Origin of the sequence: Ectobacillus ponti, from assembly GCF_024294785.1 — a bacterium.
In the GTDB taxonomy this organism is placed as follows: domain Bacteria; phylum Bacillota; class Bacilli; order Bacillales; family Bacillaceae_G; genus Ectobacillus; species Ectobacillus ponti.
Genome location: NZ_JANCLT010000003.1, coordinates 205,135 through 229,523, shown reverse-complemented (window position 1 = coordinate 229,523; position 24,389 = coordinate 205,135). Strand labels below are relative to the sequence as shown.

At 52.0% G+C, this 24,389-nt stretch carries 26 protein-coding genes; 9 read left to right on the top strand and 17 right to left on the bottom strand.

Annotated elements, in window-relative coordinates:
• Positions 1 to 21: 21 nt before the first annotated feature.
• Both NK662_RS07290 and NK662_RS07285 read right to left on the bottom strand, forming a co-directional pair.
• A complete protein-coding gene (locus NK662_RS07290; protein WP_254758259.1) occupies positions 22 to 1,296 on the bottom strand; it encodes a UDP-glucose dehydrogenase family protein in 1,275 nt (424 codons plus the stop codon).
• A gap of 10 nt (positions 1,297 to 1,306) precedes the next feature.
• A complete protein-coding gene (locus NK662_RS07285; RefSeq protein WP_254758258.1) occupies positions 1,307 to 2,113 on the bottom strand; it encodes a UTP--glucose-1-phosphate uridylyltransferase in 807 nt (268 codons plus the stop codon).
• A gap of 677 nt (positions 2,114 to 2,790) precedes the next feature.
• On the opposite strand from NK662_RS07285, the gene NK662_RS07280 reads away from it, so the two are divergent.
• Both NK662_RS07280 and NK662_RS07275 read left to right on the top strand, forming a co-directional pair.
• Positions 2,791 to 3,375: a hypothetical protein gene (locus NK662_RS07280; RefSeq protein WP_254758257.1), complete on the top strand. Its 585-nt coding sequence runs from the start codon at positions 2,791 to 2,793 to the stop codon at positions 3,373 to 3,375.
• Positions 3,376 to 3,459: 84 nt separating this feature from the next.
• Positions 3,460 to 4,548 carry a glycosyltransferase family 2 protein gene (locus NK662_RS07275; protein ID WP_254758256.1) on the top strand — a complete coding sequence of 363 codons (1,089 nt, stop codon included), beginning with the start codon at positions 3,460 to 3,462 and terminating at the stop codon, positions 4,546 to 4,548.
• A gap of 34 nt (positions 4,549 to 4,582) precedes the next feature.
• On the opposite strand, the gene NK662_RS07270 is transcribed toward NK662_RS07275, so the two are convergent.
• The 5 genes from NK662_RS07270 to wecB are packed head-to-tail and all read right to left on the bottom strand — an operon-like array spanning position 4,583 to position 9,283.
• The gene (locus NK662_RS07270) at positions 4,583 to 5,611 is read right to left on the bottom strand and encodes a glycosyltransferase family 4 protein (protein ID WP_254758255.1); all 1,029 of its coding nucleotides are present in this window, start codon (positions 5,609 to 5,611) and stop codon (positions 4,583 to 4,585) included.
• Positions 5,608 to 6,342, bottom strand: a complete 735-nt coding sequence (locus tag NK662_RS07265; protein ID WP_254758254.1) for a glycosyltransferase family 2 protein — start codon at positions 6,340 to 6,342, stop codon at positions 5,608 to 5,610. Before NK662_RS07265 ends, NK662_RS07270 begins: the two co-directional genes overlap by 4 nt.
• Before the next feature lie 16 nt (positions 6,343 to 6,358).
• On the bottom strand, positions 6,359 to 7,213 hold the full coding sequence (locus tag NK662_RS07260) for a dTDP-4-dehydrorhamnose reductase family protein (RefSeq protein WP_254758253.1): 855 nt from the start codon (positions 7,211 to 7,213) through the stop codon (positions 6,359 to 6,361).
• Positions 7,210 to 8,199 (bottom strand): polysaccharide biosynthesis protein, encoded by a 990-nt coding sequence (locus NK662_RS07255; protein WP_254758252.1) that lies wholly within the window; start codon positions 8,197 to 8,199, stop codon positions 7,210 to 7,212. Before NK662_RS07255 ends, NK662_RS07260 begins: the two co-directional genes overlap by 4 nt.
• The gene (gene wecB / locus NK662_RS07250; protein WP_254758251.1) at positions 8,192 to 9,283 is read right to left on the bottom strand and encodes a non-hydrolyzing UDP-N-acetylglucosamine 2-epimerase; all 1,092 of its coding nucleotides are present in this window, start codon (positions 9,281 to 9,283) and stop codon (positions 8,192 to 8,194) included. Before wecB ends, NK662_RS07255 begins: the two co-directional genes overlap by 8 nt.
• Positions 9,284 to 9,459: 176 nt before the next feature.
• Between wecB and NK662_RS23690 the strand changes: the two genes are divergently transcribed.
• From NK662_RS23690 to NK662_RS07235, 3 genes are read left to right on the top strand one after another with little or no spacing between them, the layout of a single operon-like run.
• A complete protein-coding gene (locus NK662_RS23690; RefSeq protein ID WP_254758250.1) occupies positions 9,460 to 10,527 on the top strand; it encodes a glycosyltransferase family 4 protein in 1,068 nt (355 codons plus the stop codon).
• Between the two features lie 26 nt (positions 10,528 to 10,553).
• Positions 10,554 to 11,324, top strand: a complete 771-nt coding sequence (locus NK662_RS07240; protein ID WP_254758249.1) for a sulfotransferase domain-containing protein — start codon at positions 10,554 to 10,556, stop codon at positions 11,322 to 11,324.
• A gap of 1 nt (position 11,325) precedes the next feature.
• On the top strand, positions 11,326 to 12,072 hold the full coding sequence (locus tag NK662_RS07235; protein ID WP_254758248.1) for a sulfite exporter TauE/SafE family protein: 747 nt from the start codon (positions 11,326 to 11,328) through the stop codon (positions 12,070 to 12,072).
• A 106-nt stretch (positions 12,073 to 12,178) separates the two neighbouring features.
• On the opposite strand, the gene fabI is transcribed toward NK662_RS07235, so the two are convergent.
• From fabI to NK662_RS07220, 3 genes are all read right to left on the bottom strand, one after another.
• Entirely contained in the window at positions 12,179 to 12,955 is a 777-nt protein-coding gene (gene fabI, locus NK662_RS07230; RefSeq protein WP_254758247.1) for an enoyl-ACP reductase FabI, read from the bottom strand.
• Between the two features lie 328 nt (positions 12,956 to 13,283).
• Positions 13,284 to 13,859: a PadR family transcriptional regulator gene (locus NK662_RS07225; RefSeq protein ID WP_254758246.1), complete on the bottom strand. Its 576-nt coding sequence runs from the start codon at positions 13,857 to 13,859 to the stop codon at positions 13,284 to 13,286.
• Between the two features lie 18 nt (positions 13,860 to 13,877).
• Positions 13,878 to 15,407, bottom strand: a complete 1,530-nt coding sequence (locus tag NK662_RS07220; protein ID WP_254758244.1) for an MDR family MFS transporter — start codon at positions 15,405 to 15,407, stop codon at positions 13,878 to 13,880.
• Between the two features lie 217 nt (positions 15,408 to 15,624).
• Here NK662_RS07220 and NK662_RS07215 point away from each other — a divergent pair, with 217 nt between their 5' ends.
• A complete protein-coding gene (locus NK662_RS07215; RefSeq protein ID WP_254758243.1) occupies positions 15,625 to 16,794 on the top strand; it encodes an FtsW/RodA/SpoVE family cell cycle protein in 1,170 nt (389 codons plus the stop codon).
• A 57-nt stretch (positions 16,795 to 16,851) separates the two neighbouring features.
• Entirely contained in the window at positions 16,852 to 17,592 is a 741-nt protein-coding gene (gene prpE / locus NK662_RS07210; protein WP_254758242.1) for a bis(5'-nucleosyl)-tetraphosphatase PrpE, read from the top strand.
• Here the strand turns inward: prpE and NK662_RS07205 are convergent.
• Complete coding sequence (locus tag NK662_RS07205) at positions 17,589 to 18,032, bottom strand: hypothetical protein (RefSeq protein ID WP_254758241.1); 444 nt, start codon at positions 18,030 to 18,032, stop codon at positions 17,589 to 17,591. The two genes, prpE and NK662_RS07205, sit on opposite strands and share 4 nt — an antisense overlap.
• A 159-nt stretch (positions 18,033 to 18,191) precedes the next feature.
• Here NK662_RS07205 and NK662_RS07200 point away from each other — a divergent pair, with 159 nt between their 5' ends.
• Positions 18,192 to 18,935: an SDR family NAD(P)-dependent oxidoreductase gene (locus NK662_RS07200; protein ID WP_254758239.1), complete on the top strand. Its 744-nt coding sequence runs from the start codon at positions 18,192 to 18,194 to the stop codon at positions 18,933 to 18,935.
• A gap of 104 nt (positions 18,936 to 19,039) precedes the next feature.
• On the opposite strand, the gene NK662_RS07195 is transcribed toward NK662_RS07200, so the two are convergent.
• From NK662_RS07195 to NK662_RS07170, 6 genes are read right to left on the bottom strand one after another with little or no spacing between them, the layout of a single operon-like run.
• Positions 19,040 to 19,993, bottom strand: coding sequence for a nuclease-related domain-containing protein (locus NK662_RS07195; protein ID WP_254758238.1), 954 nt, complete (start codon positions 19,991 to 19,993; stop codon positions 19,040 to 19,042).
• Positions 19,994 to 20,034: 41 nt separating this feature from the next.
• A complete protein-coding gene (locus tag NK662_RS07190; protein ID WP_254758237.1) occupies positions 20,035 to 20,622 on the bottom strand; it encodes a hypothetical protein in 588 nt (195 codons plus the stop codon).
• 37 nt (positions 20,623 to 20,659) lie between these two features.
• Positions 20,660 to 21,550 carry an RluA family pseudouridine synthase gene (locus NK662_RS07185; protein WP_254758236.1) on the bottom strand — a complete coding sequence of 297 codons (891 nt, stop codon included), beginning with the start codon at positions 21,548 to 21,550 and terminating at the stop codon, positions 20,660 to 20,662.
• 12 nt (positions 21,551 to 21,562) lie between these two features.
• Entirely contained in the window at positions 21,563 to 22,360 is a 798-nt protein-coding gene (locus tag NK662_RS07180) for an NAD kinase (protein WP_254758235.1), read from the bottom strand.
• A gap of 17 nt (positions 22,361 to 22,377) precedes the next feature.
• On the bottom strand, positions 22,378 to 23,013 hold the full coding sequence (gene yjbM, locus NK662_RS07175) for a GTP diphosphokinase (protein ID WP_254758234.1): 636 nt from the start codon (positions 23,011 to 23,013) through the stop codon (positions 22,378 to 22,380).
• Positions 23,014 to 23,024: 11 nt separating this feature from the next.
• Positions 23,025 to 23,399 carry a UPF0738 family protein gene (locus tag NK662_RS07170; protein WP_254758233.1) on the bottom strand — a complete coding sequence of 125 codons (375 nt, stop codon included), beginning with the start codon at positions 23,397 to 23,399 and terminating at the stop codon, positions 23,025 to 23,027.
• 129 nt (positions 23,400 to 23,528) lie between these two features.
• Between NK662_RS07170 and NK662_RS07165 the strand changes: the two genes are divergently transcribed.
• Positions 23,529 to 24,107, top strand: a complete 579-nt coding sequence (locus NK662_RS07165; protein WP_254758232.1) for a CYTH domain-containing protein — start codon at positions 23,529 to 23,531, stop codon at positions 24,105 to 24,107.
• Positions 24,108 to 24,389 lie beyond the last annotated feature (282 nt).

Below are 24,389 nucleotides of genomic sequence, written 5' to 3'. Positions count from 1 at the left end.
CATTCCTTTCAGTGTGTCCTATCATACTCCCAAACCATAATATTGAACACCGGCTTCCCTCAATTGCTTGGCATCCAAGCAGTTCCGCCCATCCAGCACAATTGGCTGATTCATTTCCTTGGACAAGCTGCCCCAGTCCAATTGCTTATATTCGGCCCAATCTGTGCACAGGAATACAGCATCCGCTCCTTGTATGGCTTCAGCCACGCTGGCACATTGCAGCACACCTCCCCCAGTATATTTCGCCACCGGGTCATGCACCTTCACCGTTACCCCCTGCTGGAGCAGATAGTGAATCATTTTTAAGGATGGAGACTCCCGCATATCATCTGTATCCGCCTTGAAAGCCAATCCGAGCACAGCAATCGTTTTTTCCTTCCATCCGCCCAACGCAGCTTCCATTTTTTCCAGTGCATATAATGTCTGGGATTCATTCACTTGAACTGCCTTAGCAAGAATTGTAAGCGGTCTGCTGCTTTGAGCAGCTGTATTGAGCAATGCGTTCACATCCTTCGGAAAACAAGAGCCTCCATATCCAATGCCGGCTCCGAGAAAGCTCGTACCAATTCGCTTATCCAATCCCATGCCGTTTGCCACATCTTTGACATTGATATGGAGGCTGTCGCACAGTCTTGCCAACTCATTGATGTAAGAAATCTTCAACGCCAGAAAAGAGTTTGCCGCATACTTGATCAATTCGGATGCCTTCGGTTCTGTCTCCACATAAGGACAATTCACTTCGCCGAATAAGACGCGCATCTTCTGAAATGCCCGTTCTGTCGAAGCTCCCACCACAATACGGTCAGGATGCAAGGCATCATACAGAGCTGATCCTTCCCGCAGGAACTCTGGGTTTGATACTACGTCATACTCATACGGCTTTGTCTGCGCTTTGGCAATCCAGTTCGTCACCTTCTCTGCCGTGCCGACCGGCACCGTGCTTTTGGTGACAACAGTCTTGTACCCATTCATATATTGGCCAATCGCCCGTGCCACCTGCTCCACATAGGCCAGGTTGGCACTGCCGTCTTCTTTCTGCGGCGTGCCTACACAGATGTAGATCATCTCGTTCTCCTGCACGGCCTTTTCCATATCCGTCGTAAAGATAAGCTGCTGCTGCAAATGCTTCACCAGCAGCTCCTCCAGCCCTTCCTCATAAAAATGAAGCTTGCCGGCCCGCAGGCTTGCAATCTTCTTCTCGTCCACATCCACACCTGTCACCTGATGGCCCTGTTCGGCAAAAATCAGGGCGGTTGTCGCCCCCACGTAGCCTGTGCCGACTACCAAAACCTTCATGTCTGTCGCCTCATTTCCTCTTGAACATATAAGTAAGGAGCGCCATATACTCCTCTTCTTTTCCCAAATCATAGCAATCCATCGGCAGAATTTGCGCCTGAAATGGATGAACCGCCATCATATCCTTGATGGCATCGGTCAATTGAATTTCATTTCCTACGCCAGGCTGTACACGCTGAAGATATTGAAAAATTTCCGGGGTAAACACGTAGCGGCCGATTACAGCCAGATTTGAAGGGGGATGTATTTGCGGCTTTTCAATAATGTCTGTAATGTTGTACAGCTGCTCTGTCACTTTTGTTCCCTGTATCACTCCGTACAGCTTTAAATCTTCCTCTTTCACTGCTTTTACACCAATGATACTGTTCCGGCGCTGCTCATAGGCCTGAATCACCGTTTGCAGCGCATTGCCCTGCTCCCTTACAAAAAACTGGTCAGGCAGCAGCACCGCAAAAGGATCATTCCCTGCGAAAGACTGCGCCAGGCGCACCGCATCCCCAAGTCCGCTTGCATACGGCTGCCGCACATATTGAATATGCACCTTTGGCTGTTCAATAAGGGGAAGCAAGTGCGCTTTTCCTTTTTCCTGTAAAAACACCTCAAGTTCCAGAGAACGGTCAAAATAGTCAACAATCATATCCTTGTATCTCGATAAGACAATTAGAATTTCTTCAATTCCTGCTTCTGCGGCTTCCTGCACCACATAGTCAATGGCGGGACGCCCGGCAATCGGAAACAGTTCCTTTGGCAGCACCTTTGTGATGGGCAGGCTTCTTGTTCCATATCCGGCAGCAGGTATCACAGCTTTCTTTATCATTGCATCTCACCCCATTCCATTGAAAATTACATACTTGGAAGCTCGTAGGCCAACGGCACATAGCCTGAAGCGTGGCTTATCCCTATTAAATACTATATTGTACTCCTCTCATTCGGTTACATTTTGGTGCTTCCCGCATGAAAAATGTGCGCCCCCGCTGAATCCAGCTGTCCAACTGCCGGTGCGAAAGGTGTCATTGCCGAAAGACGGACTAAAATACATGCAATACACGGCACACCCGCCCATCCCAACTTTGCACCTCCCACATACACTAGGAGGTGTAAATTCCTATAAGGAGGCTGTTTCTTATGCACAAACATATAGGCAAATCATGCCCAAAGCCCACACTGGCGAATGTGCGTTCCGGTTGCTTTGATTATGAGTGCCTTCGCTTGCTTTCAAGGCTCAGAGTGCCGGTGCCTGGGCCTCAAGGACCTCAAGGACCTCAAGGGCCTCAAGGACCTCAAGGACCTCAGGGTGCAATAGGACCGGCTGGGCCTGCTGGACCTCAAGGACTTCAGGGCGAAACCGGGTCTGCCGGGCCCCAAGGGCTTCAAGGTGCCGTTGGGCCTGCCGGACCCCAAGGGCCTCAAGGTGAAGCTGGACCCGCAGGACCTCAAGGGCCTCAAGGGCTTCAAGGTGAAGTTGGACCCGCAGGACCTCAAGGGCCTCAGGGGGTGCCAGGGCCGCCAGCCGGGCCGGTCGCTGCAGGAGCCGCATTCACCGCATTTTCCAACAGCCAGGTGCAGGCAAATACCGTGGTTTCCTTCGTTGCTGCCAGTACCGATGCTCCCTATATCATTGACGACCTTTCAGTCGGTGTGCCGCTTCCTTTGCTCGAAGCGACCGTGCTGCGTGATGTAGAGCACACAGAATTGAACGGCTATAAAGACTCTCTCAGCACACTGAGCCCTGGTATTTACTCTATTAACTATGATTTGACACTGAACCGCTCCCTCTCTACTTCAACTGTCCAATTTGCTGTCATTAAATTTTCAGCAGACCAGGTTGTTACGACTCTATCAGATTCTTTTACCCTTTCCGGCGCTGCCAATACAGGCATCACGAATCTGCAAAATGGTTCTACGCTCGTATCCATGGGGGATGGCGATAGTCTTTATATTGCTGTGACAGCCTTTGATAACGGTACACCGACCTTAACTCCGACCTTGACGCCAAGTCTCAGCGGCATTACGATTCCAAGTCTGGATACAGATATCACCCTGGAGCAGGTCAGCCTTCGCATTATCCAAATACCATAAAATCTTTACATGACAAAGAAAGAATTGAGGCTCCCTCAATTCTTTTTTCGCCTTCTTATTAGGATAGAGAGGGAGGAAGCAGAAATGAAAGAATATCAATCTCCCACAATCAGTCTTTGTATGATTGTGAAGGATGAGGCGCAGACACTTGCACGCTGCTTGGACAGCGTGTCCCATCTTGTAGATGAAATAATCATCGTGGACACGGGCTCCACAGACGAAACGGTACAAATTGCTTCAGCCTATACTCTGGAAATCCATCATTTCCCATGGATCCAGGATTTTGCCGCCGCGCGTAATTTCGCCTTTTCCAAAGCAACGATGGAATATATTCTTTGGCTGGATGCAGATGATATGCTGCTCGAGGAGGACCAGCGCCGGTTCGCGGAGCTGAAGAGCCATTTCCCTCATGATGTCGACTCCTTTCTCATGGACTACCACATTCGGCATGATGAGCAGGGCAGGGTCACCTTCAGTACGATCCGGACACGGCTTGTCCGCCGCGCCAAGCAATACAAATGGGTGGGGCGGGTGCACGAAACACTGCAGGATCACGGAGCTGCCCGCGCCTATGCAACAATTGCAGTCACACACGGGAAAGAAAAAGCCGTTACAAGCCGCAATCTTCAAATCTACGAAAGCATGCTGGCTGAAGGGGCAGAGCTGACGCCGCGGGATATGTTCCACTATGCCTTTGAACTGCTGCACAGCCGGCAGGTGGAGGCTGCCGGCACTTGGTTTGCCCGCTTCTTGGAGCTGGCGCCTACAGAGATTGAATCGCGGCTGCTGGCCCACGCATATCTGGCAGACTGTCATTACCTCGCCGGCAGACGGCAGGAATGCCTGCAGACGTGTCTGCAGGGCTTGCAGTACGGCCTGCCGCGCCGGGAGCTGATCGGCCGAATTTGCAATATCTTTATTGAATCCGGCCAGTATGAGGCTGCCTTGCCTTGGGCGCGGTTTTCTCTGGAGCTCCAGCGCCCCGCTGGCAGCACGGCAGCGGTGGAGCATATGTATTATACGTGGCTGCCGCACATTCAGCTGTGCGCCTGCTATCTTCATAGGAAGGATTACGAAAACGCCCGGCTGCATTTGCAGGAGGCAAAGCGGCACACCTCCTCCCATCCTGTGGTGCGTTCCTACGAAGAAAAGCTGCAGCAGCTTATGATATAAAAGGGAGTGCCCCGGCACTCCCTTCCCTTGCATGCTATGACCGCAGAAACGACTGGAGCACCTCCTCCAACCGGTCTCCGCTCCGCTCCCATGTCCAAAGCTTCGCTTCATTCTCGCCGGCCCTTGCCAGGGACTGGCGCAGCTCTGTGTCCCGGACAAGCCGGAGAATGTCCGCAGCAAGCCTGCCTTCATGCCGGTATGACAACAGGCAATTGGCTCCCGGCCGGCAGTAGTCCATGTTGCCGCCGGAATACAGCGATACTACAGCTGCTCCCGTTTTCATTGCCTCCAGGGCCGGCAAGGAGATGGTATCGTAAATAGAAGAGCTGACAAAGATGTGCGACTGATTGTAATGATAATTGAGCTCGGTGTCATTTGCAGGTGTATACAGCTGGAAGTTGTGCATTCGCTTCATTTCCTGCAGCTGCGGCGAAGCATGGTACTCTCCGGGCGGACTGATCATGTTGATTTGCACAGCAGGAACCTCCCGGCGTACCTGTAAGAGAGCTGACAGCAGGTAATCCTGCTCCCTATGCCAAGAGAAGCCTCCCTCTGCTTTACGAAAAACCGCGGCAATTTGCAATGGCTCCTGCTCCCGGAGCTGCAGATTGCCGAATTCCCCGCTGACGCCGGCCGGGACAATTTCACCCCGAATGCCGTGAATGGTTTCAATCAGGGTTTGCTGCCATTTGGACAGCACAATTAGGTTGGAGGTCATGTTATAAGTCGGGAAGGACACATGGTTGTACGGAAGAAAGGCAGGCTCATAGCACAGACTCAGGCGCACATGCTTCCCCTTGCCCTTGCGGCTGGCCCGCTCCGCCATTTCAATCAGCGTGTAAAAGTTGGACAGAATGATATCTCCGGCCGGAAGGTCCTCCTCCTGTATGTCAGTGCCCTTTGTACGCAGCACCTGTGTATGCAGCGGGAAATCTATTTCTCCCTGCGGCGGCATCACGACCGTCACCTCGTGGCCGCGCTGTGCCATGGCATTCGCAAGCTCCGCCAGCATACGCTGGGCACCGCCTTTACTCAGCGTAAGAATGGGCATTGTGATTTTCATGACTGCCCCTTCCCCTGCTGTGCGGCCAGCTCTTGTATGAGCCGCTGCAAATCCTGGCGGTGCTTGCGTTTTACCAGAACAACCTCCTCCTGCTGCTCCTTGCCGTGCTGAATGGACCCCATGTTTTCATGCACGCGATAATTGATAAGCGTCATATCGAGATAGTGCATCTCATACTTTTTCATAACCCGCAGCCATAAATCATAATCGTGCGTATACAGCAGGGCTTCGTCAAACAGCCCGATTTCTTGGAAAATATTTTTATGGATCATAATGGTGCATCCATTGATGACACAGCTCTTTGCCATAGTTTGCAGGAACTCAATCCGGCTGCGGATTGGATTTCCCACATTGTAGTGGATAATGGTGCCCTCCGCATCAATCAGGTTCCAGCGGGTACAGCTGATATAAGCCTGCTTCTCCAGCATAAATGCCAGCTGTGCCTCCACCTTCTTCGGATCATACATATCGTCGGAGCTGAGCCAGCTGATATACTCTCCTGTCGCAGCGCGGATGCCGGCATTCAAAGCTGTGGCGGTCCCGCCGTTTTCTTTGCGGATATAACGGATTCTTCCTTTATATGGTTCAATCAGCTCTGTATACTTTGTTGAGCCGTCATCCACCACAATCACCTCCACATGGGGATGCGTTTGTGCCAGGGCACTCCAAATGGCCGACTGGACATAGCGGCAATTATAAAAGGGAATAATAATGGTAACCTTTGGCAGCATGGTCTGTTTTTCCTCTCTACCTGTTATATTGCTGATACTGCTCTTGATGCAGCTGCATCCACATGTGCAGCTCCTGCAGCATGAGCCGGTAAGCCGGCACGGTATAGGATATATCGCCTCTCGTCGATACAATGCTTTTGTCCGACCTTGGTCCGGCATCAAGCACAATGGTTATATCATCCCGGGAAAATTCCTCCTTCATCATACTGAGCAGCTGATGCTTGGAAATAGCCGGGGCTGCGGCGAGATGGATGAGTCCGGAAAGGGGCTGCCCGATTGTGCTGGAAATGAACTTTGCCAGCTCCAGTGTCGTGACTCCGTTCCAGAACACCTCTGTAAAGCCTTTTATGGTTCCGGTTTGCTTCATAAACCAATGAAACAGCCCGATGCCATTCTCCTTTAATTCCGGGCCGATGATAGAAGTACGGATGGTCAGATGCGGCTGCTGGACTTCTCCCAAATACTTCGTCCGGCCATACAGGCTGTCGGCATCAGCGGCATCCTGCTCGCGATAGCCGCCGTTTCGTCCGGAAAATACACAATCCGTGCTGATGTGAATGAGCCGGTATGATAGCTCTTCTCCCCATGAAGCGAGACGATGCGGCAGCAGGCTGTTCACATAAATCGCATCTGCCAGGTGGCGGTCCACCGCTTCATTCAATAAACCCACTGCATTAATGACAACATCCGGCCTGATTTGTTCCAGAATACCTTTTACTTTTGTCTCCTCCCGCACATCAAGAGAGAGACACCGGGAATCCCCTGTCTCTCTCCTGACGGTCCGCCACACTTCATGGTCTGTCTGCTCCTGCAAATAATCTGCAATGATATGACCAGCCATTCCTTGACCGCCTAAGATCAGCACTTTCATAACAAAAAGCCTCCGCGCTGCAGCAGCTTTTCAATTTGCTCCTCTGTCATCAAATCCTGCGTAGACTCATATTCTTCCAATGCCACCTTCGGCAAATCCTTGTATTGTGGAAAATCAGAAACATCCAAGTGGGCAGGCAGGATAATGAAGTACTGGTCCATATACTGATAGGAATGCGTGCTTTCATACTTTGTCAGCAACGCCTCATGCAGCTTCTCCCCAAGGCGCACGCCAACCTCCTGGATATTCACTTCTGTTTGGGAGAAATTTCGAATCAGCACCTTGGCGAGGTCCGCAATGCGGCAGCAGCTCATTTTCATGACGAAAATCTCACCGCCGCTGGAGATTTCTGCCGCTTTTACAAGGAGATCAATAGAATCAGAGACCGTCAGGAAGAACCGGGTCATGCTTTGTGAGGTCAGCGTAACATCCTTGCCCTCCAGAATCTGCTTTTTGAAGAATGGAACCACACTTCCGTTTGTCCCCAGCACATTCCCGCCGCGCACCGATACAAACTTTGTTTTCTCACTCTGAAAGTTTGCCTGCGTGATGAGCTTTTCGCCAATTGCCTTTGTCAGCCCGTACAGATTCACGGGGTTCACTGCTTTGTCCGTGGAAACATTGATGACTTTCTCCACCCCATGCAGAATACTCGCCCGAATGATATGCTCAGTGCCGGCAATATTCGTTTTAATCGCTTCATAAGGCTGCTCTTCACAAATAGGCACATGCTTCAGAGCGGCAAGATGGAATACATAGTTTACACCCTTGCACGCTTCTGTGACCGCTTGAAAATCACGGACATCTCCAATGACAAATTTTAAAAGAGGATTGTGGTTGAAGGCCCGCAGCATGCGCACTTGGGCATCCTCGCTGCGGGAAAAAACGCGGATTTCCTTCGGCTGGTAGGTCAGCAGGCGGCGTGTCAGCTCGTAGCCCCACGATCCCGTCCCGCCGGTAATTAAAATGGTTTGATTTTCAAACATGATTGACTCCTCCTAAGATCATGCTGACTACTTTGTCAGACACGCTATTATCCCCATAACCTTCCGGCAGTTCCCATGTCCGCTGCACCTGCAGCATCAAATTTACACAGTCTGTGATGCGCCCCGCATCCAAACCTGACAGAACATTGCTGCCGCACATAATCGTTTCCGGACGCTCCGTGCTGTTGCGGATGGTCACAGACGGCACGCCCAGGATACAGCTTTCCTCCTGCACCGTTCCGCTGTCCGTGATGATGCAGCGGGCATGCTGCTGAAGCTTAACAAAATCAAAAAAACCAATTGGCTCCATAAGCTGAATCAGCGGATGGTGCACTTCCAGTCCAAACTGCGCCATTCTTGCCCGCGTACGCGGGTGCCAGCTGCAGATGATGGGCTGCTTGTGCTCATCAGCCAGCTTCTCCAAAGCCGCAAGAATATGCTGCAGACGCTCCTTGCGGTCCACATTTTCAGCTCTGTGCGCAGTTACAACCATATACTGCTTCTCACCCAACTGAAGCTGTTCCAAAATGGTGCTGCTTTGAATGTCCTGCTTGTAATGCTGCATGACCTCGTAAATTGGATTTCCGGACACCCAGATACGCTGCGGATGCATACCCTCCCGCAGCAAATTCTCCCGGCTCAGCATTGTGTACGGCAAATTATAAGTGGAGACCGCATCAATCACCCGGCGGTTCTTTTCTTCGGGCACCAGCATATCGTGGCATCGGTTTCCCGCCTCCATATGGTATACGGGAATCCCCATCCGCTCAGCCACAATTGCACAGAGTGCACTGTTTGTGTCTCCCAGCACAAGCACACAATCAGGACGTTCCTGCTCCAGCAGACTTCCAACCTCCTGAAACATTTGCCCTGTTTGCGGACCAAATGCATGGGATGTAAGCTGTACCCTGTAGTCAGGGTCACGGATATCCATTTGCCGGAAAAATAAACTGCTCAAGGAGTCAGTATAGTTTTGTCCCGTATGAATCAAGATGTGCTCTTTGGCCAGTTGATCCAGCTTGTGGATAATCACACTGAGCCGGATTAATTCGGGACGTGTTCCCAGGATAGTGGCCACCTTCATTCTATTCCCTCCTCTGCAACTGTCATTTCAAACAGTTTCATATAATTGTATTCACATGCTATTAGTAACGATAAGGCTAAGCGCCCAACGAACATCTTTTTATTCGGATAAAATGAGAGTGGAGATTTTTGAACATGCACATATAATAAGGCAGACTACAGAAAGGATGTGAAGCTGTGAAGGTACTATTTATGTTTTACATTCCAAGCGGCGGCATTGAAACCTTAAACCGCCAGCGCTGCAAGGCGCTCATGGATGCCGGCATCACCTGCCACCTGCTGTATTTCAGGCCCGGTTCAGGCATGCAGAATGTATATAACATTCCCACCTTCATCATGGATCAGGACGAAGCGATGCAGAAGCTGCTTCAGGAGCAGCAATATGATGCCATCATCATCAGCAGCGCCTATGAGTACATGGAGCGGTTGCGCTCTCTCGGCTATGGGGGGCTGCTATTTTGGGAGGTGCAGGGATATGCATTGCGGGAGGAAGCCCTCTTCGCTTTTTCTAATGCCCAACCTATTGTTGCGCGCTGCGGCAACGGTGTGCTGTACCCAAAAACTCCCTATATTATGAAGTTGGCCGAGCAATTCTTTCCGCCGGAGCAGCGTTTTTGCTTCCATAACTGCATGAACTTTGCAGACTTTGGCTACGTATCTTTGCCGAAAGAGCCCCGTCCCGTTCTCGGCTGGGTGGGCCGTATTGAGGCAAACAAGAATTGGCAGGACTTTTTGAAGATTGGCAGCAAGCTGAGGGAGACATGCCCGAATCTTCAGCTCTGGATGTTTGAAGATCCAAGTCTCAGCACTGCCCAAGAACGCCGGCTTTTTACACGGATGGTGCAGGAGCTTAACTTGGAGCACCACGTCACCATGCATATGAATATCTCACACGCTGAAATGCCGAAGTATTATTCAAGAATAGGAGACTCGGGCGGGCTGCTCTGCTCTACCTCCAAGCTGGAAGGCTTCGGATATGCTGTGCTGGAAGCAATGGCCTGTCGTTGCCCTGTGCTGGCAACAGAATCTGAAGGCATCTCCAGCTTCTTATTGCCCGATCAGACCGGGAAGGTGTATCCACATGGGAATATTGGGGAAGCCGCCAGAATGGCCAACATGATTATGACGGATCAAGGGCTGAGGAGACGGCTGAGCGACCAAGCTTTACAGCATGTTCAAAGCTTATTTTCACCTGCGCAGTATAGTCAAAATTTCATCAACATGCTGAACTCCTCGTCAGCTTGACACTTACAAAAAGGACGTGACAGGAAATGCTGAAGCAGCAAAGTCTGCCGAAAATTTGTGTAAACTCTGTGCCAAAAAGCGGAACGCACCTTGTGATGCAGCTCATGGAAGGCATACCGGGTATTTATAAAGAACGTATTTTGGGAGGAGCGCACACTGCGGAAATTTTGGCATTGAAGCCCGGCGAAATGGCCAGCTGCCACATTTCGTACAGCCCTGATTATTCCAAAGAACTGCAGCAGCACGCCATTAAGCAGATTTTTGTCTATCGTGATCTGCGGGATGTAGCTGTATCTCTCCTGCATTTTATCCACCGCCAAATGAACGAACATCCACTCTTTCAAGTCTTCCAAAATCGTTCGCAAACCTTTGAGGAACAGCTGAATACGATTATTCTTGGAACGGAGCTGAAGGGGGCAGAAAGAAACAACCTTTGGGGCTTAACCTATTATCCCGGCATTTACAAGGAGTTTGGACCTATCTATCGCTGGAGGACGGATCCGTCTGTTTGCAGTGTGCGTTTTGAGGAATTGAACGGCAGCCCGCTTGCACGTGAAGCAGCCATCTACAGAATGGTGGATTACCTGTGGGACAGCCTCGGCAGCCTGCAGCTCAGCAAACAGGAGATAGCCGAATCCATGAAGCGAAATGTGGACCCGGAAAAATCCTGGACTTTCCGTAAAGGGAAGATTGGCAGCTGGCATGAGGAATTTACTGAGGAAAACAAGCAAAATTTCAAAAGGGTCGCCGGCGACTTTTTAATTGAACTTGGCTACGAAAAGGACCACAGCTGGTAGCATGAAGACGCTTCTTACATTTGCCCTCGTTGGCTTCCTGGCCCAGCTGATTGACGGCTCCTTGGGCATGGGTTATGGTCTGTCATCCTCCACTTTGCTTCTGACCTTCGGCGTGGCCCCTGCCGTCGCTTCCGCCACCATTCATCTCGCAGAAATTGCAACCACTGCCGCCTCCGGAATTTCACACTGGAAATTTGGCAACGTGGAGTGGCGCACACTGTACCTCCTTACCATACCGGGAGCAGCCGGAGCCTTTTTGGGCGCCTCCTTTTTAAGCCAAGTATCCGGCGCTGCCGTGAAGCCCTATATTTCTCTCTTTCTCCTGGGATTAGGGCTCTACATTGTGTGTAAAAGCTTCACGAGACGAAATATACAGCCCCGTTCTCTGACGAAAGGGAAGTCCATTCTTCTCGGTCTGTTTGCCGGGTTCGCTGATTCCACCGGCGGAGGCGGTTGGGGTGCGATTGCCACCCCTGTTCTTCTGTCTGCCAGCCATGATCCGCGTAAGGCCATCGGCACCGTTTCAGCAAGTGAGTTCGCTGTCTCAGTGGCAGCCAGCCTGGGATTTCTTGCTTCGCTCAATTGGAATGTATTGAATGGGTACTGGATTCTGACACTGATGGGAAGCGGGATTGTGGCGGCACCGCTCGCAGCCTTTCTCGTCCGCAAGCTTCCTGCCAAGATTCTGGGCCCCTTGACAGGCATATGCATCATTCTTCTAAACATGCATATCCTGCTTCGGGCTTGAGGTCTACGCTCTTGTCCTTGCTTTTTTGGTCAGGGCGATCCGACACAGCCTGCCGGAACCAGACAAAAAAAGGAGCACATCCAGACGGATGTGCTCCTTTGCCGACTTAACCCAAAATATGATATCCAGAATCCACGTGGATGTTCTCGCCCGTGATGCCGCGGGACAGGTTGCTCATAAGGAACGTAGCCACGTCGCCCACTTCCTCCTGTGTCACGTTGCGGCGCATTGGCGCTTTTTCTTCAATTTCCTTCAGGATGCTGTTGAAATCGCCTATCCCCTTTGCGGACAGGGTACGGATTGGACCCGCGGAGATTGAGTTTACACGAATGTTTCTCTGGCCCAGGTCGTTCGCCAGATACTTCACGCTCGCCTCAAGCGCTGCTTTTGCTACACCCATGAGGTTGTAGTTCTTCACTACACGCTCGCCGCCGAGGTATGTCAGCGTTACGATGCTGCCGCCCTCAGTCATCAGCTCCTGTGCTACCTTTGCCACTGCTGTGAGAGAGTATGCACTGATGTCCAAAGACAGCGCGAAGCCGTCACGGGATGTGTCTGCGAACTCGCCCTTCAGGTCATCCTTGTTGGCGAAAGCGATGCAGTGCGCCAGGCCATGGATTGTGCCGACTTCTGCTTTGATGGCGCCGAAGCAGCTTGCGATGTCTTCGTCGCTTGTCACATCACAAGGGAAGATGCGGTACTGCTGGCCTTCCAGTGTTTCTGCCAAGTCGCGCACATTGCGCTCCAGGCGCTCGCCTGCGTATGTAAAAATCAGGTTTGCTCCCGCTTCATGAAGAGAGCGTGCGATGCCCCATGCGATGCTGCGTTGGTTTGCCACACCCATCACGACGATGTTTTTACCTTGTAAGCTGAGAAGATCCATGTCTCCATCCTCCTATTATATATAACACTAGTTATTAGTACCTGCTACTATTATGAAGTGTATCACATTTTTTCTTATCCTTCTACTATTTTCGTGCCTGTCCCCTATTTTCCTGCCCAAGCATACAAAAAGGCAGGGATATGGCGACCCTGCCTTCGTCCGTCAGAGAGAGATGAGTTAGACTGGCCCCGGCAACTGAAGCCAGTCTGATTCGTCTTCACCAGGAAAATGAATCTACTCTATCATATGAAGAAATGAAAGATAGGAATGGGTGCTTGTCTGCCGGGCATCCGCATATTTTTCCATAAAAAAGAGGACGACTTTGCAGTCATCCTCCTTCAAATTGCTCCAAAACCGGCAGCCCCGCCTGATTCAGCCGCCCGGCCTCCGCATCCGCGTGAAGCCGCACCAGCCAGTTCACTTCCGTCTGCAGATGCTGGATCACACGCACAATGACGTACATCCGGGCCGCTGTTTCCTTCGGCTGCAGCTGCTCATACAGCTTCCGCATCCGCTCAAGCAGCAGCTTCGTCTCCCCGAGCCGCTCCGCCAGCTTGGCGGAAATCTCTTCTTGCTTGCCGTACTCGGCAAAGGCAAGCGCGGCATAGATGGGACGGTGCCGGTGCTCGTGCTGCAGCAAATGCTCGAGCAGCAACTCATGAAATTCCGCTTGCCCTGCCGCTGTAATTTGATAGATGGTGCGATCCGGGCGGTTGGTGTCGCGGACCACATCCACCACCTCAATCCGCCCTTGCTCCTCCAGCTTCTCAAACGCATAATAGAGGGAGCCTTTCGCCAGCTTAATGTAATGCTTCATCTGCCGCTGCTCCATAATTTGATGAATCTCATACGGATGCTTGGCGCCCTCCATCAGCAAGCCCAAAATTACAAGCCGAATGCTCATGACCCACCGCCCTGCTGCTTATTCTTGTCCTGCCGCTTTCCGTGGCGCCGGTCCCTGCTGGCCTGCTTCCACGCGCGCATTGCCCATCAGCAGCACAACCACGAAGGCCACTGCGATTGGAATCAGCGCCCAAGTGAAGGCTGTTGTGATGGAAGAAGACATCGCGCCAATAATTTTATCCAAAATCGGCGCCGGGATTTTCGCACGTTGGCTTGCTTCAAAAATCGTGCGCGCGTCACTGCCGCCCTGGAAGCCGCCGCCCATGCCGGCAAATGCTTCCTTCAATTTATCTGTAAACGTATTGGATTGAATCGTACCAAAAATCGTAATGCCAAGCGTCATTCCAAGAGAACGGAAGAACGAGTTCGTTGAGTTTGCAGAACCGCGGAATTGCGGTGCCAAACCGTGTACGGATGCAGATGGCAGCAGGGAGAACGAGAAGCCTGTGCCAAAGCCCGCCAGAATCATGAACACAGTCAGCATCCAACGCGGCGTATCCGGTGTCAATGTGGACAGCAGATAGAAGCCGATGATGTATGCCACGATGGAAATGAGCATAAGCGACCGGAACTTCATCTTTGTCTGGAACGCGCCGCCGAAGCCGCTGCCCGCAACAGAGCCGAGCATCAGCGGAGTCAGAATGAGACCCGCATTGGTTGCGGAGCCGCCGTATACAGCCTGCACAAAAATCGGGATGTATACCGTCAGAATGACGAAGGTTGCCCCGTACAGCAAGCCCAGCACCTGCGACGTCGCAAAGATGCGCTTTTTGAACATCCAGAAGGAAATAATCGGCTCTGACGCTTTTGTTTCAATATACAAGAACGCCAGGAAGAAGACGCCGAACACACTGAGCAAGCTGATGATCTGCGTGGAATTCCATGCGTACTCCTTGCCGCCAAGCTCCAGCGCGAACATGAGGCTGACAATGCCGACAACCAGTGTGATGGCGCCGCCCCAGTCGATTTTTTGCTTGCGGTGCTGCTTAGACTCCTTATAGAACTTGGAGATCATGAACAGGGAAACGAGACCAATCGGCACGTTGACATAGAACACCCAGTGCCAGCTGATGTACTCTGTAATATAGGCGCCAAGCAACGGACCCGCCACACTGGACAGACCGAATACGGCACCAAAAAGCCCTGTCATTTTTCCGCGTTTTTCCGGCGGAAATACGTCAAAAATAATGGTGAAGGCGATTGGCATGAGGGCGCCGCCGCCAATCCCCTGGATCGCGCGGTACACACTCAGCTGCACAATGCTCTGGGCAATTCCGCACAGCGCTGATCCGAGTAAGAATACTAAAAGTCCGAATATAAAGAAGCGCTTGCGTCCGTACATGTCAGACAGCTTGCCGAAAATCGGCATGCCGGCCATTACGGCCACCATGTACGCGGAAGTGACCCAGACAAACTTATCCAGCCCGCCCAAATCCTTAATGATAGTGCCCATGGCGGTTGCGACAATGGTATTGTCCATGGCGGCCATGAAAATACCAAGCAGCAAACCGGCCACAACTAATTTCAAGTTACTCTCCTTTGTAACCATACTTCATCTCCTTTCTGTATACACTTATTATATTCAAATTTGACTATTCAGCAACTTTGAGCCACGTTAAAAAATTTTTATCATCTGACACACACCGCTCCCGATACGGCAGAACTTGTCGGAAGATGGTATTTGCAAATAGAGAAAAATTCGTTAAGATTGTACTAGTGTCTCTTTCGCAGCAAAACCGTGGGGCACGGATAGAAGGGATTGAATCATGGAAACAGAAAAAAACCAGCAATATCAAATAGATTATACGTTGTTGTTCATCTTGTTTTTAATTGCGGCCACCAGCTGCTTTGCCATTGCAAGCGCCCAGCCGTCCCTGCCGCAGAAGCTGCAGAGCGTCAACTTCGTCGCCAAGCAGATTCAGTGGTATGTCATTGGGATCATCGGCATCGCCGGCACCATGGTCATCGACTTTGACCGCTACAAGCAGATTTCCTGGTATCTGTATGCCTTTGCCATGGTGCTTCTGCTCGGCTTGGAGCTGAAAATCCCAGGTTCTCTCGTTATGACAATTAAAGGGGCCACTGCCTGGTACAATCTCCCCGGCATCGGGAATTTTCAGCCGTCTGAGGTCATGAAGCTGTTTCTGATTCTCGTGCTGAGCCGGATTGTGGTCAATCATAATGAAAAGTACCCGGTCCGGACCATACGGGAGGACTGGATTCTACTCGGCAAAATTTTTGCAGCCTGCGCTCCGCCGCTCCTGCTGATTGCAAAGGAGCCGGACCTTGGAAATACAATGGTTATGACGGCTATTATTGCTTCCATCATTATCGTATCCGGCATCCGCTGGCGCTTCATTCTCGGGCTGACAGCCACGGCAGTCTCCATCGGCTCGCTGCTTGTGTATATTTATTTTAACTATACCGATTTCTTTAAAGAACATATTCTGAAGGAGTATCAGCTGGACCGCTTCTACGGCTGGCTCGCACCCTATGAATATGAAACACAGGGCTATCAGCTGCGCCAGGCCATTCTGGCTACCGGCTCCGGTGAATTATACGGAAAAGGCTACAAGCACGGCGAAGTATACTTCCCTGAACCGCACACAGACTTTATTTTCACCAACGTGGCGGAGCAGTTCGGGTTTCTCGGCGGCAGCATTGTCATTTCACTGTTCTTCCTGCTCATCTACCGCATGATCCACATCGCGCTTGAGAGCAACGACCCGTTCGGCAGCTACCTGTGCGCCGGCACCATCGGAATGTTCACCTTCCAGGTGTTCCAGAATATCGGGATGACGCTCGGCCTTCTGCCGATCACCGGCATCACTCTTCCGTTCATGAGCTATGGCGGCAGTTCGTTGCTTACGTACATGATTGCCGTCGGGTTTATTCTGAACGTCCGATCGCGCACGAAAAAATATATGTTTGACTGAGCGCCGCATTCGCGGCGTTTTCTTTTTACATACTAAGGAAGGAAAGAAGGTGAAAACATGTATGATGTCATTGGCGATATTCATGGATGCTTTCGGGAATTTGAGGCGCTGACCAAGAAGCTGGGCTATGAGTGGGACAGCGGATTGCCGGTGCATCCTGCAGGACGGAAGCTGGCGTTTGTCGGGGATTTGACAGACCGCGGGCCGGAATCACTGCGGGTGGCGGAGCTTGTCTGGCGGCTGGTGGTGGAACAAGGGGATGCCCATTATTCACCAGGCAATCATTGCAACAAGCTGTACCGCTTTTTTCTCGGACGCAAGGTGCAGACGACACACGGCCTGGAGACCACTGTGGCGGAGTATGAAGCGCTTGGACGCCGGGAGCAAAAGACCATTCAGCATAAATTCATCCAGCTGTACGAACAGGCGCCGCTGTACACCCTGCTCGATAACGGCAAGCTTGTCGTATGCCACGCCGGCATCCGTGAGGACTATATCGGCAAAATCAACAAAAAAGTGGAGACCTTCGTGCTGTACGGAGATATTACCGGCGCCAAGCATCCTGACGGCAGACCTGTGAGGCGCGACTGGGCCAAGCAGTATACAGGCAAGGCTTGGATTGTATACGGACACACACCGGTAGGGGAGCCCCGCTTTATCAACCATACCGTGAACATTGATACCGGAGCCGTGTTTGGCGGGAAGCTGACTGCCCTTCGCTACCCGGAAATGGAGACCGTCTCTGTCCCCTCCTCCATGCCCTTTGTGGCGGAAAAATTTCAGCCGATTGAGGATTAACCGAGGGCCCACAGCGGCCCTTGCACTTTTTCATGGAAATAGCGCAACTGCTCCTCATAAGAAGCCGGCTTGTTCTCCTCCAGCAGCCTGCGGAGCGGCTTCAGCACACGTAGATTCCCCCTCGCTTCATAGAAAGGACGCAGCAGACGCAGCACCTGCTCTTCCTGTGCCCCGATGTGGAAGGCAAACTCAGCTGTGCGAAAGCACATCTCCGCTTGTCCGCTTGCCTGGAAGCCGGCAGCAAGCTGAAGCAGCAGCTCTGCTGTTGTGTGAAAAAACTGCTGCCATTCAGGCGTTTGGAAATAGGAAGGCTCCTCATTGGACACCCTCCAATTCTCCAAAAAGCACGCCCGCAAATTTGCAAAGATATGATCCAATTGAAGCTGCTGCTCGAAAAACACTTCTTCATCCTGTTGACTGTCTCTCTTCAATTCTTTCATCCGTAACCCACCTTTCTCTTCAAATTAATATAACGTAAAATCTTTATATTCTCAATAAAGAACTTTCGACATTACACAAATTATTCAACCAAATTATTCCACTTTGCAGTAAAATAGAAATAGAAGACGATTTTCCATAGCTTAAAGGAGGAATGGGACATGCGTTTACAAGGAAAAGCGGCAATTGTGACGGGCGGCGCCAGCGGTATTGGGGAATACACGGTACGCGATATGGTGGAGCAGGGCGCCCATGTGCTGATTGCTGATATTAATGATGCGGTGGGTGAACAGCTTGCCCAAGAACTGCGTACGGAAGAAACAAAGGTCATCTATCAGCATGTGGATGTAACAGACGAAGCGCAGATTGCCGCCATGGTGGAGCAGGCGGTCGCAGAGTTTGGCAAGCTGGACATCATCTTTAGCAATGCCGGCATCGGATCCATGGCCCCGAGCCATGAGCTTTCCTACGAAGACTGGCACCGCACCATCGCAATCAATCTGGACGGCGTGTTCCTTTGCGCCAAGCATGCGCTGCGCGCCATGAAGCAAAACGGCGGCGGCAGCATCATCAACTGCGCTTCCATCCTCGGCCACGTCGGACAGGCTGCAACTGCCTCCTACACCGCCGCAAAAGGCGGCGTTGTCAACCTGACACGTGCGCTGGCGGTGGAATATGCGAAGGAAAACATCCGCGTGAACGCGGTATGCCCAGGCTACATTGACACGCCGCTGCTCAGCCAGCTCGACGACGCAACGAAGCAGCACCTCATCTCCCTCCATCCGCTCGGCCGCCTCGGCAAGCCGGAGGAAATCGCCAAAGCGGTCACCTTCCTCGCTTCTGATGATGCCAGCTTCATCACGGGTGCGAACCTGCTTGTGGACGGCGGATATACAGCGCAGTAAAAGAGAGAAGCCAGGCGGCCCCTGGCTTCTTGCCATTTATCTTACACTTTTTTCAATTTATCTTACACTTTCTTAGATTTATCTTACAATTTTCCGAAGTTATCTTACACTTTTTCAAATTTATCTATAAAATATACTCTGCTCTTCCGCTCCCCTTCATAAGGAAGCTTCATATCTGCCAAAAGCCGCCGGGTCAGCTGGTCGCAATCAAGCTGCAGAAACGTTCGAATTTGTGCATTCTTCACTTGGCTGCTCCAAAGCAAACCGTAATCATGAATCGCAGCAACGTGAGCATCCTTTGACTTCCAGCCACAGCGCAGACAATGCCAGCTGCGCCATCGATATTGCATAGGTAAACCAGCACATGCAGGACAATGCACCCCTGTCAGAAGATCTCCGCGTTTAATGAGAAATCGCTGCAGCACATCCACATCAGCAGGCTGATCACTTTCTACAAGCTGTCTACTCAGTCCAAGGAGTTCTTCCGCGGAAAGATGCCGCCCCACGTTCATCCTCTCAATCCGCCCCGGCAGACTGGCGCTGCGAATGACGCGCTCGAGCTTCGTATCTGCTCTCACCAGCGACCGTTCATTCGCCAATACCACCAAGAACTCAACCGGCACGTCCCGATATTCGTTCCGCTTTAGCCATTCCCGCAGCTGCCAGGCCTGCCGCTCCGCCTGCAGCAGCGGATTCTGAAACACTTCTTGCCCGCGTTCGCTGGAGCGGATCATCTGCTCGAAGGAGTTCTCAAAATATACTTCCCCGGCAATATTTTTCACTTCTAATACAATGAGCGTGGAGGAGCATAGAATCAGGGTGTCCATTTGGAAGAAGCCGTGTGTGCCCGGCAGGCGGAGGTCATGCAAAATGAGGTACGCATCGCAGGGGAGAAACTTCAGGTAGTGGTCAACGGATTCTTCGCCGCGGTATCCGGCACTGCTTCTCGCAAGGTCTGCCGCAACACCTTGCAGCTTCGTGTGCCCCTCCGGCAACCGGCGCTGCAGTGCTGCGAGCTTCAACAGTCTAAGAGGCACTTGTCGTTCTTTAACAATCAAAGCATCATCTCCTTTTCAAAGCCTGCTTCGACAATGCCCCGTCAAGTTCCTGCTTGCAGCACATACACCGTAAATGCCACTGTCAGCACAAGCACCCCAAAGAAGCTCAGCCAATAGCCCTTGGAATACGGATCAACCGGATTGCGGTACTTCTCCGGCACCACATAGTCCCCAATCCCCGCAAACACAATCGTGTAAATCCAATACCAGGTATACGAATCCCACGTGTCCCATCCGTTCTGATAAACGATAAAATGTACATATTGCTCCAAAATGTACTCCAGGATAAAAACGAGATGAAGCACCGTGAACAAGAAAAAGAAAGTTTTATGCCGCGGCCGATAGTGGACAATGAACAGTACATACAATCCGAAGCCGGATAGAACGAGAATCATTGCGTACCTCAAGGGAAGCGCAAACCGGTAGAAGCCCATCACCTTTTGAAAGAAGACACATAGAACAAAGGCTGAAACCAGCTGCAGCACCAGCAAAATCCCGTAATGGAATGGGCTGCGTCTGGCAATGCCAATAATCCCGATCAAGCTGACGACTGCCACAGTGATGATAATAAGCCAGTGAATGAACATGGTCATTTCCCCTTTCTTGCTCTTATCATGCGCCAATTCCATAAAAAAACTCCTTCGGCTGTGAAAGCCAAAGGAGTTTCTATTCCTGCAGCACCGCTTTCATATCAGCGGGCAGCTCCGCGGTAAACGTCATCGCCCGCTCCAGCACAGGATGGAAAAAGGTGAGCGTCCGGCTGTGCAGCGCCTGCCGGTCCATCACATCGAGCCGGCCGCCGTATAAGTCATCGCCAAGCAGCGGATGCCCGAGATACGCGAGATGCACGCGGATTTGGTGCGTGCGGCCTGTTTCCAGCTCCAGCTCCACATACGTCAGATCCGCCTTCCGCTCCAGTACGCGGTAGTGCGTCACAGCATGCTGGCCGTCCTCGCGCACAACCCGCTCAATAATGCTTTCCGTTTTCCGGGCGATGGGCGCGTCAATGATGCCTTGGTCTGCTGCCATCACCCCGTGCACCAGCGCCTCATACGTGCGGCGGACCGCTTTTACCACCTGCTGCTGCGACAGAAGGTGATGCACAAAGCGGTTTTTCGCCACCAGCATCACACCCGATGTGTCCCGGTCCAGCCGGGTGACAATATGAATGGTGCTCGACAGGCCCTGCCGGTCATAATGGTGCAGCAGCGCATGCGCCACTGTGCCGCTTTGGTGCTCCCGCGATGGGATGGTTGCCATATAGGGCCGCTTGTTCAGCACAAGCACCGACTCATCCTCATACAAAATGTCGAGCGGGATATCCTCACCCTGCATCCCTTCGCTGCGCTCCTCCGGCGGATACGAGATCGTGAGCGCTTCCCCCGCGCGCAGCTTATGGCGGACATTCACCGTTTGCCCGTCCACCGTGATGGAGCCGCCGCGGAATTTGATGTCGGTCAAGGCTGCTTTGGATATGCCTTTTGCCCGCAAATAATCCCGGATCAGCAGCCCTTCCCCGTCAGCCGTGATGGTCCATGTCAGTGTAAATGTATGCAAAATCGTACTCTCCTATCTGTCGGATACGAAGGAATCCCGCACCCGCTTCCAGAACGGGAACGGCCGGAAGCGCACAAAGCGCACCTTTTGGTTGGCCACGCGGCATTGGATTGATTTTACGTCCTGATGCTCCAGGGTGACATGGTCAATGGTCAGCCGCAGGTCGTTGTTGTTCACCGGCTTCAGCACACATGTATGGTGCTTCGGCAGCACGAGCGGCGAGCCGACCGTGCGGAACACCCGGTTATTGATGGAGGCCATTTCCGCCACCTGAATCGCCTCAATGGACGGATGAATGATGGCGCCGCCCAGCGCCTTATTGTAGGCCGTGCTGCCGGAAGGCGTGGAAATGCACAAGCCGTCGCCGCGGAATGTCTCGAAATATTCCCCGCGAATTTCCACATCAATCACAAGCGTTCCTTCCGTGCTTTTGACCGTCGCTTCATTCATCGCCAAATGCTGTGTTTCCCGGCTGCCGTCCACGTACCGGACAATGACCTCCAGCAGCGGATACTCCACCACCTGAAACGGCGTTCTGGCAATGGCAATCACCAGCTTCTCCACCTCGCTCGGCAGCCAATCCGCGTAGAAGCCCAAATGGCCGGTATGTACACCGACGAAGGAGGTTTTATCCAGCCGGTGTGCGTACTGATGGAAGGCATACAGCAGCGTGCCGTCTCCGCCGACCGAAATGACAATATCCGGCTCCTCTTCATCCATCACGAAATCAAAGTCCAGCAAATACTCGCGCATCGTATACACAAGGTTATTCGATGCCTCGTCTCCCTTTGACATGATCGCAAATTTCATAGTCAACACCCTTTTATTTATTCTAAATCCTGCGCCTCCTGCTTGCGCAAAAAGATCTGTTGGGCTTCTTGAATTTCCAGGCGGATGGAGGACATTTCCTCATCCAGCAAATAGGCCGCTTCCGCCGCGCGCTGCAGCCGCTCCTTAATCTCTTCCGGAAAACGCCCGCTGTACTTATAATTCAAGGAATGCTCAATCGTTGCCCAGAAGTTCATGGCCAGCGTGCGGATTTGGATTTCCACCAGCACCTTCTTCTCCCCCTCAATCGTCTGCACCGGGTAGAGAATCACCACATGGTACGAGCGGTAGCCGCTTTCCTTCTTCTGCGACACATAGTCGCGCTCTTCTACGATAGAAAAATCATTGCGCTTGCGCAGCTGCTCCACCACAACGCGAATATCGTCCACAAACTGGCACATCATACGCAGCCCCGCGATGTCCTGCATTTCCTCTTCGAGACGGCGCAGCGGAATATTGCGTTTATGGGCTTTATCCAAAATGCTCGGCGCTGATTTCACCCTGCCTGTGACAAATTCAATGGGAGAATGCCTGGCGGACATTTTGAACTGCGAACGCATTCCTTTCAGCTTGATTTTTAACTCCTCGACTGCCTGATGATATGGGGCCAGAAACTTTTCCCAATTGCGATCCATGACGACACCCCTTACGCGAGAAAAACAGCTTCAACCCGGCTGACGAACTCATCTCCGTAGTTGGCATTTCCTTCAATATTCTCTACCAGGTACGCCAGCTCCTCCTGCAAATGCTCAAGTTCCATCCGGACGCCATTTACATCCGCCCACACCGGCTGTTTCCCGGCCAGGGCCTGCTTCAGCTGGGGCCAAACGGCTTCCGGCATGCTGAGATATACGAAGTCTTGTTCTGTTTCCAAAATGTATAAGAACGCAAAGCCGTCGGAATCCACCAGCACATGGCCGCGCGGACGCAGACCGGCTGCCTCGACATCCAGCCGCTCTGTATGCAGAAGCAACACATCCCCGGTTTGCCTTGCCTCTGTCACAATCGTTGTCTTTCGCATGTTCGTTTCCTCCTATATACAGAAAAATCCTCTCCTATTGTACCACAACATAAACGCAGGAGAAGAAATCATTGAATGACAGTCAAGAAAAAGCCATAATAAGAACGAACAAACGGGAGGAGACCTGTTATGAAACAGAACATTGAAATTGAATTTAAAAACATGCTGACAAAAGAAGAGTTCGGGAAGCTGTGCGATGCCTTTGCGGCGGCAAATTTCGTATCACAGACGAACCACTATTTTGAGACGCCGGACTTTGCGCTGAAGGAACGGGGCTCTGCGCTCCGCATCCGCGAACGCAACCATACATACACCATCACCTTAAAGCAGCCGGCGGCGGTGGGCCTGCTGGAAACGCACCAGCGCATTTCCCGGGAAGAGCTGCAGCAGCTGCTCGGGGGAAGCCCCTTTCCTGATGGCGATGTGGCACATATGCTGCTTTCCCTCGGTGTTGACAAGAGCAATCTCCGCTATTTCGGCAGCCTGACGACAGAGCGGGCGGAGCTGCCCCACGAAGGAGGCATTCTTGTATTTGACCATAGTTTCTACTTCGGCCAGGATGATTATGAGCTGGAATACGAAGCGGCCGATGAGGCGGCCGGCCGCCAGGCATTCCTTTCGCTGCTGGGGCAGCATGGCATTCCGGTCCGGGCGACGCAGAACAAAGTACAGCGCTTTTTTCTTGCCAAACAGAAAAAAGGCATCTAAACTAGCATAGGATTTACCATGTATTGGGGAACAGCAGGCAAGCCGCTTTATTTGCCCGGAAGAAAAGCGGCTTGTTACAATAAAGAAAAGCGGAACCGGCTGTTTGGTCCACCGAAGGGAGGTTCTGGACTCTAAAAGGCGCTTTTTGCCTTTTATGAGGCCAGGTTCTCCCTGGCAGTGGGCCAGCCGGTGCAGCTGGACATCAAGAAAAGCGGAACCGGCTGTTTGGTCCACCGAAGGGAGGTTCTGGACTCTAAAAGGCGCTTTTTGCCTTTTATGAGG

Coding starts and splice junctions, on each gene's coding strand:
- NK662_RS07290 (WP_254758259.1), bottom strand. CDS start 1,296: ATGAAGGTTTTGGTAGTCGGCACAGGCTACGTGGGGGCGACAACCGCC.
- NK662_RS07285 (WP_254758258.1), bottom strand. CDS start 2,113: ATGATAAAGAAAGCTGTGATACCTGCTGCCGGATATGGAACAAGAAGC.
- NK662_RS07275 (WP_254758256.1), top strand. CDS start 3,460: ATGAAAGAATATCAATCTCCCACAATCAGTCTTTGTATGATTGTGAAG.
- NK662_RS07270 (WP_254758255.1), bottom strand. CDS start 5,611: ATGAAAATCACAATGCCCATTCTTACGCTGAGTAAAGGCGGTGCCCAG.
- NK662_RS07265 (WP_254758254.1), bottom strand. CDS start 6,342: ATGCTGCCAAAGGTTACCATTATTATTCCCTTTTATAATTGCCGCTAT.
- NK662_RS07260 (WP_254758253.1), bottom strand. CDS start 7,213: ATGAAAGTGCTGATCTTAGGCGGTCAAGGAATGGCTGGTCATATCATT.
- NK662_RS07255 (WP_254758252.1), bottom strand. CDS start 8,199: ATGTTTGAAAATCAAACCATTTTAATTACCGGCGGGACGGGATCGTGG.
- wecB (WP_254758251.1), bottom strand. CDS start 9,283: ATGAAGGTGGCCACTATCCTGGGAACACGTCCCGAATTAATCCGGCTC.
- NK662_RS07240 (WP_254758249.1), top strand. CDS start 10,554: ATGCTGAAGCAGCAAAGTCTGCCGAAAATTTGTGTAAACTCTGTGCCA.
- NK662_RS07235 (WP_254758248.1), top strand. CDS start 11,326: ATGAAGACGCTTCTTACATTTGCCCTCGTTGGCTTCCTGGCCCAGCTG.
- fabI (WP_254758247.1), bottom strand. CDS start 12,955: ATGGATCTTCTCAGCTTACAAGGTAAAAACATCGTCGTGATGGGTGTG.
- NK662_RS07225 (WP_254758246.1), bottom strand. CDS start 13,859: ATGAGCATTCGGCTTGTAATTTTGGGCTTGCTGATGGAGGGCGCCAAG.
- NK662_RS07220 (WP_254758244.1), bottom strand. CDS start 15,407: ATGGTTACAAAGGAGAGTAACTTGAAATTAGTTGTGGCCGGTTTGCTG.
- NK662_RS07215 (WP_254758243.1), top strand. CDS start 15,625: ATGGAAACAGAAAAAAACCAGCAATATCAAATAGATTATACGTTGTTG.
- prpE (WP_254758242.1), top strand. CDS start 16,852: ATGTATGATGTCATTGGCGATATTCATGGATGCTTTCGGGAATTTGAG.
- NK662_RS07205 (WP_254758241.1), bottom strand. CDS start 18,032: ATGAAAGAATTGAAGAGAGACAGTCAACAGGATGAAGAAGTGTTTTTC.
- NK662_RS07200 (WP_254758239.1), top strand. CDS start 18,192: ATGCGTTTACAAGGAAAAGCGGCAATTGTGACGGGCGGCGCCAGCGGT.
- NK662_RS07190 (WP_254758237.1), bottom strand. CDS start 20,622: ATGGAATTGGCGCATGATAAGAGCAAGAAAGGGGAAATGACCATGTTC.
- NK662_RS07180 (WP_254758235.1), bottom strand. CDS start 22,360: ATGAAATTTGCGATCATGTCAAAGGGAGACGAGGCATCGAATAACCTT.
- yjbM (WP_254758234.1), bottom strand. CDS start 23,013: ATGGATCGCAATTGGGAAAAGTTTCTGGCCCCATATCATCAGGCAGTC.
- NK662_RS07170 (WP_254758233.1), bottom strand. CDS start 23,399: ATGCGAAAGACAACGATTGTGACAGAGGCAAGGCAAACCGGGGATGTG.
- NK662_RS07165 (WP_254758232.1), top strand. CDS start 23,529: ATGAAACAGAACATTGAAATTGAATTTAAAAACATGCTGACAAAAGAA.